Here is a 15,318-nt window from a genome sequence, read left to right as displayed (position 1 = left end):
GATGCTTGAAGTATTCAATAATCGTTTCATGTCCATTGCCGAGCAAATGGGATACCGTTTGCAGAACACTGCACATTCGGTCAATATCAAGGAACGCCTGGACTTTTCCTGTGCTATCTTCGACAATGACGGGAACCTGATCGCAAACGCACCCCACATCCCGGTTCACCTCGGGTCCATGGAAGAAGCGGTCAAGGCCATCATCCGATCCACCAAAGGAAACATGAAAGCAGGGGATGCCTACATGCTCAATTCCCCATATGCCGGAGGCACCCATCTTCCGGATATCACTGTGATATCACCTGTGTTTTGCGGGACCGAAGAGGTGAATTTCTATGTGGCATCCCGTGGTCATCATGCGGATATAGGAGGGTTGACACCTGGGTCCATGCCCCCAAAGAGTATGAAGATATACGAAGAGGGGATCCTGATAGAGAATTTCAAACTGATGGACAAGGGAGCATTCAAGGAAGCAGAGACCCTGAAACTACTGATATCGAACGACCACCCATCACGCAATCCTCAACAGAATATTGCAGACCTCAAAGCCCAAGTGGCTGCCAATGAGAAAGGGCTACAACAGCTTGAGAAGATGGTGGAGAAATATTTACTTGAAACTGTCAGTTCATACATGCAGCATGTACAGGACAACGCCGAAGAAGCTGTCAGAAAAGTTATCGAAGTATTGCATGACGGTAGTTTTACTTACACACTTGATGACGGCAGCCAGATATGTGTAAATATTACCATCGATCATGAGAAACGCTCTGCATGCATCGATCTTACCGACACCTCACCACAGCAAGAGAGTAACTTTAATGCACCTGCCTCGATCTGCAGGGCTGCTGTGGTCTATGTTTTCCGCACCCTCGTAAAAGAGAACATCCCGCTGAACGCAGGATGCATGAAACCACTTGAGATCATAATACCACAAGGGTGCCTTTTGAATCCTTCATATCCTGCTGCGGTGGTGGCAGGAAATGTCGAGACCTCACAGTACATCGTCGATTCCCTCTATGCTGCCTTAGGAGTAATGGCAGCATCACAGGGGACAATGAACAATTTCACCTTCGGTAACCACGAATACCAGTATTATGAGACCATCTGCGGAGGTTCGGGAGCAGGAAATGGCTTTAACGGGACCGATGCTGTGCAGACACATATGACCAACTCCCGGATAACCGACCCGGAGGTACTTGAACTGCGTTTTCCCGTATTGCTTGAGGAGTTCTCAATAAGGGAAGGAAGCGGAGGAAAGGGTCGATACAATGGGGGCAACGGCGTGGTCCGCAAGGTACGCTTCCTTGAAAAAATGAAAGCAGCCATCCTTTCCTCACACAGAAAGTACCCTCCTTTCGGAATGAACGGTGGCGAGGGTGGGAAATGTGGCAGGAACAGGGTCATGAGGAAAAACGGAGAGGTGGAACACATAGAAGGTACCGCTGAAGTCGACATGAATGAAGGCGATGTCTTTGTTGTAGAGACACCAGGTGGCGGCGGTTTCGGGCAGCCAGAATATAATGACCAGTGAACAATAAACAGGCGGCGAAGTTACGGTCAACGGAAAAGTTCTTTGAAATACCGCTCCCTTGCATCCAGGAAGTCCTTTGTGATGTTGTAATGGTCCGTATCCTCATACCCAACCTCAGCTATGCGATCACCATCAAAGTCGAGTATCCGGGAGTTCGGATACCCCATGAGTATGGGAGAATGTGTGGCAATGATGAACTGTGCCCTGCCACTTGATTCCATGTCGTGGATTATCTTCAGCAGAGACAGCTGTCTCAACGGTGAGAGTGCGGCTTCGGGTTCGTCCAGAAAATACAATCCATTCCTGAACCGATTGTTGAAAAGGGAAAGGAACGACTCTCCGTGGGACTGCTCATGAAGGGATCTTCCACCATAGGCATCATAGGCCCTGCCGTCAATTTTTTGGAGTTCATCGATATGGGATGCAAAATCATAGAACGTTTCAGACCTCAGGAAAAACCTTCTGTGACCTTTGGCATCCATGAGAAACGGAGATGTTCACCAAAAACAGAAGCAGACCTGTGGACCTCATACAGGTTATTGCGACTTCCTCCGGCAGTATTGAAGCCTGCCTGATGGGCTATGGCTTCCAGCATAGTGGATTTGCCCGAACCGTTCTCGCCAACAAAGAAGGTTACATTGCTTGTTAGTTCAAGCTCCCGAAAGTTCCTGATAACAGGAATTGTGAAAGGATAGCTGCTTTTGTCAACTTCTTCAGAGTTTCTTAGTGAAATAGTCCTTAAGAACATAATTGATTATCCTGTAACCATTTTTTCAAAGAACATTAACCTTATTGTAGGTTTTTTAAAATCTGCAGGTAAGGAATAAAAGTGAAATTATCTGAACTTAAAGAAGACTCCATTGTAAAAAAACTCTTTGACTTAATCAATCCAGCACCTAGTACATGGCAGAGATATTTGTCTGCTTTGATGCATTATTGTAATTATACAGAATTAAACCCTAGTCAAATGATTGAACAAGCAAACAAGGACATTAGAAATGGAAAATTGATGATTGATCGCATGATTTTTGTACAGATTCCTGGATTTTTCAATCAAGAGCCACCTTGCTGCACAATGATTTTATAGAAAATGGATTTTACAGATAATGTAATTATATCTTTTTTAGCACAACATATCATTTACAGTAACACCGTTACTGTAAATTAAGACAGAAAGTATAAATACAGTAACATCATTACTGTAATATGTGACTTGCATAGAAATCAAAGATATAGCAACAATACAAATGGGATATTCATTCAGATCAAAGCTTGAAGCATCTGAAAATGGAAATATAAAAGTTATCCAGATGAAAGACCTGCTCGATGATAACACGGTAGATTGCAATGGATTAATGAAGATAGATATGCAGACTCCAAAAGAGCAACATTTTGCCCGAAAAAGAGATTTGTTATTCAGGTCAAGAGGCCAAATTAACACTTCTGCAGTAATACTTGAAAATCCAGATGATGCTATTGTTGCTTCACCTTTGATAAGGATTAGAATAACAAATCCTGAAACTGTTTTGCCAGAATATTTGAACTGGTACATTAGCCAAACTGATGCTCAGCGTTATCTGACTTCCATGCAGGCAGGAACGTCAGTAAACATGATAAGAAGTAAACAATTGGAACAGATGCCTGTCCACATACCTTCTTTGAGTATCCAAAAAAGTATCGTTGAGCTGACAGCATTGTCCGCCAGGGAACGGACAATATTGAATACACTAGCTGAACTGCGAAATAAGTACATTTCAACATTACTAATACAGCTTGCAAAAGAGGGAGAGAATTATGAAAAAAATTGAACAAAAAGATGTCAATAATGCAGCGTGGGCTGCATGTGACACATTCAGAGGAGTTGTTGACCCGGCACAATACAAGGATTACATCCTTGTTATGTTGTTCCTGAAATACATATCCGATGTGTGGCAGGACCATTATGAGTCATACAAGGAACAGTACGGTGATGATGATGCACGAATCAGACGCAAGCTGGAACGTGAAAGGTTTGTTCTTCCGGTTGTCAGATTAGTCGAAACCGATGAGAAAACAGGAGAAGAAACCTTACTGGATGAATTCCCTGCTACATATTACAGCCTTTATGAACGCAGGGCTGTCGCAAACATTGGTGAATTGATCAATATTGTGCTCGATCATATTGAAGAGTCGAACAAGAGCAAGCTCGATGGGGTTTTCCGTAACATTGACTTTAACAGTGAAGCAAACCTTGGAAAAACAAAGGATAGGAACAGACGCCTGAAGCAACTTCTGGAAGACTTCCACAAACCACAGTTGAACATGAAGCCAAGCCTTGTTTCCGAGGATGTGATCGGAAACACCTACATATACCTGATAGAGCGGTTTGCTTCGGATTCCGGTAAAAAGGCAGGGGAATTCTTTACCCCGTCGAAGGTTACGGAACTGGTTGCCAGGCTTGCCAGACCAAAATCAGGAGACCGCATATGTGACCCTGCATGTGGATCAGGCGGCCTTCTGGTCCAAGCTGCCAGACAGATATCAGATCGTGATTTTGCTCTTTTCGGACAGGAATCGAATGGAAGTACATGGGCATTGTGCCGGATGAATATGTTCCTGCACAGTTTTGACAGTGCTCGGATTGAGTGGTGTGATACACTGAACAGCCCGCTTCTGGTCGAGGACGACCGTTTGATGAAGTTCAACTGTGTTGTCGCAAATCCACCCTTCTCACTGGACAAATGGGGTGCAGAGAATGCGGAAAGTGATCAATACAATCGTTTCTGGCGTGGCGTTCCTCCAAAAAGCAAGGGAGACTGGGCTTTCATCAGCCATATGGTTGAGATCGCACTGGAAAAAGAAGGACGTGTTGCCGTGGTTGTACCTCATGGAGTCCTTTTCAGAGGAGCTAAAGAAGGTCTGATCCGCCGGAAGATTATCGAGGAGAATCTGCTTGATGCAGTTATCGGACTTCCAGGAAACCTGTTCCCCACCACCAATATTCCCGTAGCCATCCTTGTCTTTGACCGCTCACGGGAAAATGGTGGAGCCAGAGAGGACTACGAAGATGTTCTCTTCATTGATGCCAGCAGAGAATTTGTGTCCGGGAAGAACCAGAACACACTTTCGGACGAGCATCTGGCAAGGATCATAGAAGTGTATGATTCCAGGGAGGACGTGGATAAATACGCCCATGTGGCGGATTTTGAGGAAATAAAGGAGAACGATTTCAACCTGAATATCCCCCGATATGTGGATACATTCGAGGAAGAGGAGGAAATAGATATAGATTCTGTCCAGCTGGAAATTGACAATCTGGAAAAGGAGCTGGCAGAGGTTCGGATAAAGATGGCTGAGAAGTTGAAGGAGATTCAGCGATGAGTGAGAGTGGCAAAAAGTTAATCCGTAACAGCACTGCGGAATTTCTCATTTTTACCGGGCAGGCTGGCGAACAGAGTATTGAAGCAAGGTATGAAGATGAGACTATCTGGCTATCCCAGAAAATGATGGCAACTTTGTTTGAAGTGAGTGTCACAACAATAAGCGAACATTTAAAGAATTGTTATACACATTCCGAAATTAATGAAGATGAAACTATTCGGAAATTCCGAATAGTTCAAATTGAGGGATCACGCGAAGTGAACCGGTCGGTCGATTTTTACAATCTTGATGCTATAATTTCTGTAGGATATAGAGTTAATTCGATACGTGCAACACAGTTTCGTCAATGGGCTACCAGAGTTTTACATAACTTTGCTATCAAGGGCTATGTGCTGGACAAAAAGCGTATGGAAAATGGCTCGTTCCTTAATGAGGATTATTTTGAGCATCTTCTTGAGGAAATTCGAGAGATCAGGCTCAGTGAGCGCCGGTTTTACCAGAAGATCACTGATATTTACGCCACCAGCATGGACTACAATAAGGATGCACCTACCACTAAGGCTTTTTTTGCCAGGGTACAGAACAAGTTGCATTTTGCCATACATGGCCACACAGCAGCCGAACTTATTGTGGAACGGGCAGACAGTGCCAAAACTAACATGGGTCTTAGTAACTGGGAAAATGCGCCGAATGGTAAGATCTTGAAAAACGATGTTTCAGTTGCTAAAAATTATCTTGCAAAGGAGGAAATGGAATCATTAGGACGTATCGTTAACGCCTATCTGGATCTAGCGGAGGAAAGGGCACGAAGAAGAATACCAATGACTATGGAAGATTGGGCAAAGCGTCTGGATAAATTCCTTGAGTTTGATGATCGAGACATCCTTCACGACAGTGGGAAAATTAAAGCCAGTGCAGCTAAAGAATATGCTGAGAGCGAATTTCAAAAATACCGCATTGAACAGGATCGGTTGTTTGAATCTGATTTTGACAGAATGATCAAGGATCTGCCAAAGAATCCAAAGTCTGGAGAATAACAGGTACGGATGATTTAATGAAATGGTCTTAATCAAAATCAAGAAAACCGGAATTGGAATCATGAATCTGAATCAAATTAACACGTTAACGAATTATTTTGAAACTATAAATCAAAGAGGCGTATGATGCAGTTTGCCAAATTGTCCCCTGATTTTCAGATTGTCGCTCCACTGGCACGACAATTGAGTTGGCCGCAAATTGCGACCGGTTCAGGAATCAAGAACTCTAATTTCAGATTCCAGAGGACTACGAAAGAGTATCAGGTTTTGAGGTCACAGATTGTGACCTCAAGTTCGGAGCAGGGAAGATGTAGCTACATGCCTTATACATTTACCAAACAGAGAGTGTCAATACTGTCTACAGTATTGAAAAATGAACCTGAACTCAGACCAGAAGAACTCATCCCCAGAAAGAAAAAAGCAGAAGTACGGGAAAAAATAGCAGAAAATCCCAAGGAGATTCAGCGATGAAACTCAAAGTCAATGAAAAATGTTTGGGTGACATCGTCAGCATCGTAGACTGTGAACACAAAACAGCGCCATATGTTGATTCCTCTGAGTATAGAGTTGTGCGAACTAGCAATGTTCGAAATGGAATGCTTGTTGAAGAAGACCTGAAGTCGACAACATCTGATGGATTCAGAGAATGGACACAGAGAGGCATCCCCCAGTATGGTGATGTGTTTTTCACAAGGGAAGCTCCTGCTGGTGAAACATGCATGGTTCCTCTCGGTGAAAAACACTGTATGGGCCAACGAATGGTGCTGTTGAAACCGGACAAAAATTATGTAAACTCACAGTACCTAGCAATATATTTGAACTCGGAAAGATGCAGGTTTTCAATATATAGATATTCGATAGGATCTACTGTAAGTAGAATCAATATTGCAGATATTCATAAAATTCCAATTCTCCTCCCCCCACTCCCGGAACAAAAAGCCATTGCCGACCTGCTCTCCACATGGGATGAGGCCATCGAGAAAATTGAAAGGCTGATTCAGATGAAGGAGAATCGGTTTAGACGGTTGCTGAAAGAATTAATTAGTAAACAACAAATAAGTACAGACAATTATGAATGTGAAAAAGTGATATTAGGAGACATCATCACTATTATAAAAGGGAAAGGGCTTTCAAAAAATTCAGTGTCTAATATAGGCCAAAAAAAATGCGTGCTGTACGGAGAACTATACACAAAATATCCCGAAATTATAACGAACATTGAAAGTTATACAAATTCTACTGATGGAGAACCCTCCAAAGCAGGAGATGTTCTAATTCCATCATCAACTACGACTACGGGAATTGATTTGGCCAAAGCAACAGCACTGCTAGATGATGATGTATTGTTAGGAGGTGACATCAACATTTTACGACCAAAGGTAGCTGAATTTTATGACCCGCTTTTTTTAGCATATTATTTAACCCACATTAAAAAGCATGAAATCGCAAGATATGCTCAAGGAATAACTATTGTTCATCTTTATGGCCGTGATATTTGCAAGGTGAAGCTTGAACTACCGCCACTCGAAGAGCAAAAACAAATCGCAGAAACCATTTCCACTGCACAGCACGAAATTGACCTGCTCAAACAGATGGCAGAGAAATACAAAACCCAGAAACGAGGCCTGATGCAGAAGATGCTTACAGGCGAGTGGCGAGTTAAGGATGAAATCATTAGCAAATATATGGAGAAGTAGTCATTGCTAAAAGCATAATCAGCATCAAGAGATATAAATAGGAGGTTACAAATGCAAATCAATTTTACCAATTATAAACCAAGATTATTAGTTTCGGCCATTGGCATTCTTTGGGCGTTTTCATCATGGGCTCTTTCTAGTATATGGGGGTATGGGTTTCTACAAGGTATAGGACCATCAGCTATTGTGATAGGAATATTAGCACTTTATGACAAGCACCTCTGGAAACTCCCTGTAATGAACTGGATGAATACAACTCCAAATTTGAACGGCACCTACGAAGGTAAAATTATCTACCACTACAATGGACAAAATGGTACCAAAGCATGCAAGTTGCAGATTAAACAAACCTGCTCAATGATTAAAGTAAAAACTATCTTTTCAAAAAATGGAGAGAATGATACACAGTCTGTCAGCACTGAGTCATTCATCAAAACTGATGAAGCCGGTGATCAACACCTCTATTTTTATTACCAGAATCGAGGATCATGCCAAAATGGAGACACCCTTGGTCCACACGATGGAATAAATGTTTTGGAAATCCAGCAAAATGGTGAGGAGATAAAATTAGAAGGATACTACTTCACTAATCGCAATCCTCAAACAAAAGGTCGCATGAATGTCACAAAAATTACTAAAGGAGATAAATAATGAATACACATACCCTATTTTTAAATTTTGACTCCGCTGTCAGGCTTAACGATTCAAAAATCAGCAAGCTTAAATCCAACAGAAAAGCACTCCGGGATAAAGTTAGCAATTATTTCAAAGATAATGGTTGGGACACACCAAATTTCTATTCCCAGGGATCTTTTCCACTTAAGACGAATTTGAATCCAATAAAAAAGATAACAGATGATGGAGACGTGAAAGAAGAATATGATTTGGATGACGGCGTATATTTTATATGCCCAAGATCAGACCGAAAAGAGCCTTCCACATACCACGACCGCATCAAGAAAGCCGTTGATGATCATGCTGAAAGCGTTGTAGATAAAAATACTTGTGTTCGAGTTGTATATGCAGATGGGCATCATATAGATTTACCATCATATTGGGTTGAAAAGAATGGAGATATTCCACAACTTGCACACAAATCAAAGGGATATATAGACAGCGATCCTAAAGCATTCAAGGAATGGGTAGACGATAACATATCAAATGCTAACAGCAATGGGCAGCTACGCCGAGTAATTCGCCATTTAAAAGCATGGAAAAATTACCGAGAAAATAAAAACAGCAGCCTGAAACTACCATCCGGCTTCATTTTGACAATACTGGCCTGCAGGAATTTCTCCAATAATTCTCGTGATGATTTGGCGTTCAAAAATACCATCGAATCCATTAAAAAAGCATTGGATTTGAGTTTTACTTGTTATCGCCCAACAGTGCCCACAAATGAGGAACTTTTGGCTAGCTACTCGAAAGATAGCACTCTTGAAGAACTCAGAAAACTAGTTTCAAATGCCCAGGGAGCTATTGATTCCGATTGCGAAAAAGAGGCCTCTGAATACTGGCGCAGGACGTTTGGCGACCGTTTTCCATTGGGAAAAGAGAACTCTGAGATATCCACGCAGTCAGACAGCTATTCAGCAATTAGAACAAAGGTCAGTTCCCCATGGCTATCGAATTAATAGAACAAGATCAACGAGATTTAGCACTAAATTATCCCAAACTAAATTGTAGTCTGCCACGAAGGGTTATTTGGGGGACTTTGGATATTGGCTGTACTTATGACTACGATATGCAGGAAATTGTTTATGAGAATTCATCAGAATACCATATCAGCGACAATTATGAAATCCGCATCGATTTTAATCAGGCTGATACTTTTGGTTTTCCACAGGTATTTGAAGAATCTGGATTTATTAGGACATTTGCAAAAGAGCACAAAATCAAACCAGAAGACCTGCACATAAACAAAAATGGTACTGGGAACTGTTGTCTAGGAATTTTTCCTGAATATCAGTGGCAAGGAGCTCTACGATATATTCAAGATAAAATTGTCCCCTATTTTTACTGGCAATCTTATCGCCGTATTTATGGAGAAGAACCTTGGAAAGGCTACTCCCATGGAAGAAAAGGGATTGAAGAAGCCATGTGCCTTTCCCCCAGAGAATGTTCAAAAGGAAGTTCTCGCAATATACTTTGTCCTTGTGGAAGCGGTCAAAAATACAAAAAATGTTACAGGGGACGCGATATTATCCTGAAAAAGGAACTGTCTAAATATGGTCAAGGAGGGAAATCTTGAACCTGAATAACTTTGAAACGAACGAAAAATGTCTTTCCCAGATTCCAGCGGTGCAGCTTCTCATAAATCTGGGTTATGAATATTTAAGTCCTGCCGAAGCATTGAAGGAAAGGCAGAAACGCAGCTCCAATGTACTCCTTGAGAACATCCTGCGCAGCCAGCTAAAGAGAATAAACCGGATCCAGTACAGGGGAAATGAGTACCTGTTCAGTGAAGAGAACGTCCAGTCTGCCATCGAGAAGTTGAAAAATATCAGATACGACGGACTGCTGAAAACCAATGAAAGCGTCTACGATCTCCTGACCCTGGGTACTGCAATGGAGCAGACCCTTGAGGGAAACTCAAAGAGCTTTAACCTGAATTATATAGACTGGCGAAATCCTGAAAGAAATAGCTTCCACGTAAGCGTTGAGTACAGTGTCCAACGCTCTCGAAGCACTGAGACCGTACGACCGGATATCGTGCTGTTTGTCAACGGCATTCCATTCTCCGTTATTGAATGCAAAGCTCCACAAGTAGATGTTGATCAGGCAGTATCACAATCCATCAGGAACCAGAACGATGAGCATATTCCAAAACTCTTCACTTATACCCAACTGTTACTTGCCATAAACAAGAACAATGCCAGGTATGCAACAACAGGAAGTGCCACAAAGTTCTGGAGTACATGGAAAGAAAACCAGACTGAATCCGGAACCCCGGAGTTTGAAAAACTACAGGAACTGGTCAACAGGCCGCTGGAAAAAGATATCATTCCCAGAATAGCAACTACTCTTAGTGCTGATCCCGAGATACTGGAAAATGATCGCCTTGTCACCGAACAGGACAGATCGATATATTCACTATGCCGTCCTGAAAGATTGCTGGAGTTGGCATGGAAGTTTACCGTGTTTGATGCTGGCATTAAGAAGATTGCCAGGTATCAACAGTATTTTGTAATTAAATCAACCCTCAGACGCATAAAGCAATTCAACGAGGATGGATCCCGCAAGGGAGGAATCATCTGGCACACACAGGGGTCAGGCAAATCCCTGACAATGGTAATGCTGGCAAGAAACCTAGCTTTGGACACCGATATATTAAATCCCCGGATAGTACTGGTAACAGACAGGGACGATCTGGATAAACAGCTTGGCAACACATTTGCAGCTTGCGGTCTTGAAGCGAATCGCGCCACCTCCGGACGTAATCTTCTGGAGTTGATTACCGAAAAACAGTCAGGCATCATAACAACGCTAATCCACAAATTCGACAAAGCCTATGCGGTTAAGAAATATAAGGATGAATCCCCGGATATCTTTGTCCTGGTCGATGAAAGTCACCGCACCCAATTTGGATCATTCTCCGCACGTATGAGGCAAATGTTCCCCAATGCATGTTATTTTGGATTCACGGGAACCCCATTGATGAAAAAGGAAAAGAACAGCTTCACTAAATTTGGAGGACTGCTTGAACCTTATTATTCCATAACACAAGCAGTAGAAGACGGTGCAGTTGTTCCACTCCTCTATGAGGGAAGACATGTGGAAATGACCCAAAACCAGACGGCTGTTGACCTCTGGTTCGAGCGTCATACTAAAGGACTCACCGACGAGCAAAAAGCAGACCTTAAACGCAAATATGCCCGAGCTGAAATGCTGAACAAAGCAGATCAGGTTATCTACATGAGAGCATTTGATATCAGTGAGCACTATCGTGAGAACTGGCAGGGGACAGGATTCAAAGCCCAGCTTGTAGCTCCCAGTAAACCTGCTGCCCTGAAATATCATGAATACCTGAATGAAATTGGCACAGTTTCATCAGAAGTTGTCATTTCCCCACCGGACATGCGTGAAAGTTACGATGAAACAGATGATGAAGCAACCGATGAAGTTGTCAAATTCTGGCAAAAAATGATGAAACGTTATGGCAATGAAGACGAATACACAAAACAAATTATCAACCAGTTCAAACATGGAAACGATCCGGAAATACTGATAGTAGTAAGCAAACTGATAACAGGATTTGACGCTCCTAAAAATACCGTATTGTATCTCTGCAGAGTTTTACGGGAACACACACTTCTTCAGGCCATTGCAAGAGTTAATCGTATTCATGAAAACAAAGAGTTCGGATTCATCATTGATTACGCAAGTATTCTCGGAGAACTGGACAAAGCCCTGACAATGTACAGCGCATTTGAAGGCTTCGACGAATCTGATATTGCAGGCACACTCAGTTCGATAAACAAAGAAATTGAAAAACTACCGGAAAGATACTCAAACCTCTGGGATCTCTTCAAAACAGTAAAACACGCCTATGATGAAGAAGAATACGAACTTTTGCTGGCTGATGAAGAACTAAGAGACGAATTTTATGCCCGTCTTTCCGAATATTCCAGAAATCTCTCAATTGCCCTGTCTTCAGACCGCTTTTTATCAGAAACGGATGAGGACACATTATCAAGATACAAAGCCGACCTTCGTAAATTCCAATCTCTGAAAAAGTCAGTTAAACTGCGATATGCAGAAGCAATTGATTACAGAGATTACGAACCAAAAATAAAGAAGCTTCTTGATACACACATACAGGCGGATGAAGTAATACAGCTCAACGAACCCGTCAATATCTTCGATAATGAAATGTTCGATCAGGTAAAGGAAGAACATGGTATCTATGATACAAAAAAGACCGCTGCATCCAGAGCTGATACAATAGCACACGCCACCAAGAAAGTGATCATTGATAAAATGGACACTGACCCTGCTTTCTATGAAAAATTCTCAAAGCTTATACAGCAGGCCATTGAAGATTTCAGAGCAAAAAGAATCTCAGATCTGGATTATCTGATAAAAGTCACAGATATCAGAAACAAGATTGTTGGAAAAGTACATGATAAAATACCGGATCAGCTAACTGATAATGAAGACGCTATAGCCTATTACGGAGTTATCAAACCCTTTATAAAAAAGAATGAACTGGACGAAAATGAACTGGATGCCATTATTGCAGATACTGCCATAGCCATCCATGAAATCATTCAGAAACACAACAAAGTCAATTTCTGGGATGATGAGGATGCCCAAAACCAAACCGTGAATGAAATTGATGACTATCTGTACGATGAATTAAAAAACACAAAAGATATCGATCTGTCAACTGAACAAATGGATGAAATTATAGATAAAGTCCTGCAGGTTGCAGAACACAGGAGTTACAAATGACCGTGGCAACAAATTGTGAAAAACGGTCATTTACCTACGGTAAAAAAACCATTGAATACCAGCTCTTTTACTCCAAAAGAAAAACACTGGAAATCGCAGTTCATCCCAACAATACAACAATTGTCAAAGCACCTAATGATTCTGAAATATCACTAATTGAAAAAAAGATACATAAAAGAGCAAGGTGGATCCTAAAACAGCTTGATTATTTCCAGCAATTCACTCCAAAAACACCAGAGAGAATTTACATTAGCGGAGAGACACACCTGTACCTTGGAAAACAATATCGTTTAAAAGTCACACAGGGACAAGAAAATAGCGTAAAACTGTCCAGAGGGATTTTCCAAGTCAGCTGTAGCGATGAACCAAAACCAGAATTAGTAAAAAAACTCATGAAAAAATGGTATATGGATAAGGCAAAAATTCAATTTAATAAAAGTTTTGAGAGATGCTGGCCAAAGTTTAATTCTATGGGCTTTAATAAACCATCCATTTCTGTAAAACGGATGCAAAAAAGATGGGGAAGCCTGTCAGAAAAAGGCACCATGATGCTAAATACAGAAATGATCAAAGCCCCAAAAGAATGCATTGATTATGTGATAATTCATGAACTCTGCCATTTAAAGTATCAGGACCATAGTTCTGAGTACTACAAAATGCTTGATTCATTTATGCCAGATTGGGAAAAGATAAAACATAAACTCGAACTCAGCATGGCTTAAAACCAAAATCCCTATGAAATTACTCAAGACATTTGAGTATATCTTCTGGATCATGGACAGGTGCTACATACCGAGTCCTTCCACGCATGCCTTTGCCTGAAAAGTCAGCATCAATAAGCCTTGAAACATGCATTTTTTCTATAACCTCATAAAATCTTCTTCTTAATTCTACTCCGTATGAAATTTTGCTATGTGGGGCTGAAATATCAACCATAAGGTTAATATTCTTCAAATTAAAAGTTAAGTGCCTCATAAAATAACAGAAAAATACCCTCTCAGAAGAATTCCGCCAGTGTTTTCTGACCCTTGTTTTCCTGAAGATTCCCAACCCGCACACCGATACGCCTGAGATTAAGCCTACTGTTATCCAGCAACTCACCCATTATCTGATAGGATACCTCCCGAAGCATTGCCTTGTCTGCAACAGGATGATTTAACGTGTGGCTTTTGGTTACGGTCTTGAAGTTCGAATAAATAACAGTTACTGTAACAGACCTGAAAGATACACTTCGTGTCTGAACTTTTCCGAACACATCGTCCACAAGCTCATCAAGAAGGGATAACACAAGATCGCTCTTGCGAGTATCATGTGTCAGCGAGGCCATCCTGCCTATCTGGTCAGAAGCAGTCTTCTCTTTCACCGGACTTTCATCAACACCAGATGCAGCCATTTTGAGCCAGGTCCCCCGGGTCTTTCCGAAAGCTCCGATCAGCTCCTGCACATCCCATCCTGCAAGGTCCTTCACGGTCTCAATGCCCATTTCAGCCAGTTTATCTTCTGTGACATTTCCTATACCCCAGAGCTTTGATACAGGCATATCCATCAGGAAACCCTCAACATCTTCAGGCCGAATGAGAGTTATACCATCCGGTTTCTGCCGGGAGGATGCCATCTTGGCAATGATCTTGTTCGGTCCGATACCTACCGAGCAGGTAATACTCTCCAGCTTTTTTACATCCTCTTTGATCTTCTTTGCGATCTGCTCTGCTACATCGAAGTCACCGCCGGATCTTTGCGTGATCTCAATAAAAGCCTCATCGATGCTTATCTTTTCAAAAAGTTCACCATCACCGTCTGCATATGACCTCAGTATCTCCATTATACGATCCGACACCTCAGTATAGAACTCTTTTCGGACCGGCAGATAGACAGCATCCGGCTTTATGGACTTTGCAAGCCTGCATGGCATGGCAGAATGAATACCAGATTCCCTTGCAATATAGTTGCAGGTGCTGACAGCTCCGCCTTCTTCTCCCCTGTTGGAATACATGCAGACAACAACGGCTTTGTCCTTGATGGAAGGGTCCTCGCGCTCTTCGATGGCGGCATAGAAGTAGTCCATATCAACATGGAGGATAATTCGGGACATTGTGAAGAGTTAGTATGTATGAAGTTGATTTTAAGGATTTGGCAAGTGGAGTGAAAGTGAGATTATTAAAATGGTTCACCTCACAATCTAAAGATAAAAAAGATAAGAACTTCCATGAACTGAAAAATGCTCATGGAAGTTCTCAGG

15 protein-coding genes are annotated in these 15,318 nt (G+C 41.9%); 11 read left to right on the top strand and 4 right to left on the bottom strand.

Annotation, left to right across the window (positions count from 1 at the left end; genetic code table 11):
* Position 1: 1 nt before the first annotated feature.
* On the top strand, positions 2 to 1,531 hold the full coding sequence (locus tag E7X56_RS12255; RefSeq protein ID WP_371413336.1) for a hydantoinase B/oxoprolinase family protein: 1,530 nt from the start codon (positions 2 to 4) through the stop codon (positions 1,529 to 1,531).
* Positions 1,532 to 1,557: 26 nt separating this feature from the next.
* Here E7X56_RS12255 and E7X56_RS11925 read toward each other — a convergent pair whose 3' ends face one another.
* The gene (locus tag E7X56_RS11925; protein WP_210409222.1) at positions 1,558 to 2,013 is read right to left on the bottom strand and encodes an AAA family ATPase; all 456 of its coding nucleotides are present in this window, start codon (positions 2,011 to 2,013) and stop codon (positions 1,558 to 1,560) included.
* Positions 1,980 to 2,279 (bottom strand): AAA family ATPase, encoded by a 300-nt coding sequence (locus tag E7X56_RS11920; RefSeq protein ID WP_210409221.1) that lies wholly within the window; start codon positions 2,277 to 2,279, stop codon positions 1,980 to 1,982. The genes E7X56_RS11925 and E7X56_RS11920 overlap by 34 nt, the downstream gene beginning before the upstream one ends.
* A 460-nt stretch (positions 2,280 to 2,739) precedes the next feature.
* Here E7X56_RS11920 and E7X56_RS01655 point away from each other — a divergent pair, with 460 nt between their 5' ends.
* The 10 genes from E7X56_RS01655 (at position 2,740) to E7X56_RS01610 (ending at position 13,801) form a co-directional block, all read left to right on the top strand.
* Entirely contained in the window at positions 2,740 to 3,339 is a 600-nt protein-coding gene (locus E7X56_RS01655; RefSeq protein ID WP_244603359.1) for a restriction endonuclease subunit S, read from the top strand.
* On the top strand, positions 3,326 to 4,891 hold the full coding sequence (locus E7X56_RS01650) for a type I restriction-modification system subunit M (protein WP_210409220.1): 1,566 nt from the start codon (positions 3,326 to 3,328) through the stop codon (positions 4,889 to 4,891). Before E7X56_RS01655 ends, E7X56_RS01650 begins: the two co-directional genes overlap by 14 nt.
* The gene (locus E7X56_RS01645) at positions 4,888 to 5,928 is read left to right on the top strand and encodes a virulence RhuM family protein (protein WP_135604198.1); all 1,041 of its coding nucleotides are present in this window, start codon (positions 4,888 to 4,890) and stop codon (positions 5,926 to 5,928) included. The genes E7X56_RS01650 and E7X56_RS01645 overlap by 4 nt, the downstream gene beginning before the upstream one ends.
* 282 nt (positions 5,929 to 6,210) lie before the next feature.
* On the top strand, positions 6,211 to 6,399 hold the full coding sequence (locus tag E7X56_RS01640) for a hypothetical protein (protein WP_135604196.1): 189 nt from the start codon (positions 6,211 to 6,213) through the stop codon (positions 6,397 to 6,399).
* Entirely contained in the window at positions 6,396 to 7,625 is a 1,230-nt protein-coding gene (locus E7X56_RS01635; protein ID WP_135604194.1) for a restriction endonuclease subunit S, read from the top strand. The genes E7X56_RS01640 and E7X56_RS01635 overlap by 4 nt, the downstream gene beginning before the upstream one ends.
* A 51-nt stretch (positions 7,626 to 7,676) precedes the next feature.
* Entirely contained in the window at positions 7,677 to 8,276 is a 600-nt protein-coding gene (locus tag E7X56_RS01630; RefSeq protein ID WP_135604192.1) for a hypothetical protein, read from the top strand.
* Positions 8,276 to 9,259 carry a cyclic GMP-AMP synthase DncV-like nucleotidyltransferase gene (locus E7X56_RS01625; protein ID WP_135604190.1) on the top strand — a complete coding sequence of 328 codons (984 nt, stop codon included), beginning with the start codon at positions 8,276 to 8,278 and terminating at the stop codon, positions 9,257 to 9,259. Before E7X56_RS01630 ends, E7X56_RS01625 begins: the two co-directional genes overlap by 1 nt.
* On the top strand, positions 9,244 to 9,876 hold the full coding sequence (locus E7X56_RS01620) for an SEC-C metal-binding domain-containing protein (RefSeq protein WP_135604188.1): 633 nt from the start codon (positions 9,244 to 9,246) through the stop codon (positions 9,874 to 9,876). The genes E7X56_RS01625 and E7X56_RS01620 overlap by 16 nt, the downstream gene beginning before the upstream one ends.
* Entirely contained in the window at positions 9,873 to 13,079 is a 3,207-nt protein-coding gene (locus E7X56_RS01615; protein ID WP_244603358.1) for a type I restriction endonuclease subunit R, read from the top strand. The genes E7X56_RS01620 and E7X56_RS01615 overlap by 4 nt, the downstream gene beginning before the upstream one ends.
* On the top strand, positions 13,076 to 13,801 hold the full coding sequence (locus E7X56_RS01610) for a M48 family metallopeptidase (RefSeq protein ID WP_135604184.1): 726 nt from the start codon (positions 13,076 to 13,078) through the stop codon (positions 13,799 to 13,801). Before E7X56_RS01615 ends, E7X56_RS01610 begins: the two co-directional genes overlap by 4 nt.
* Before the next feature lie 19 nt (positions 13,802 to 13,820).
* Here E7X56_RS01610 and E7X56_RS01605 read toward each other — a convergent pair whose 3' ends face one another.
* Both E7X56_RS01605 and dinB read right to left on the bottom strand, forming a co-directional pair.
* The gene (locus E7X56_RS01605; protein ID WP_135604182.1) at positions 13,821 to 14,015 is read right to left on the bottom strand and encodes a hypothetical protein; all 195 of its coding nucleotides are present in this window, start codon (positions 14,013 to 14,015) and stop codon (positions 13,821 to 13,823) included.
* 61 nt (positions 14,016 to 14,076) lie between these two features.
* Positions 14,077 to 15,171, bottom strand: coding sequence for a DNA polymerase IV (gene dinB / locus E7X56_RS01600; protein ID WP_135604180.1), 1,095 nt, complete (start codon positions 15,169 to 15,171; stop codon positions 14,077 to 14,079).
* Between the last annotated feature and the right edge of the window lie 147 nt (positions 15,172 to 15,318).

The organism is Methanococcoides sp. NM1 (assembly GCF_900774285.1).
GTDB lineage: Archaea > Halobacteriota > Methanosarcinia > Methanosarcinales > Methanosarcinaceae > Methanococcoides > Methanococcoides vulcani.
This window is presented reverse-complemented; position numbering and strand designations above follow the sequence as displayed.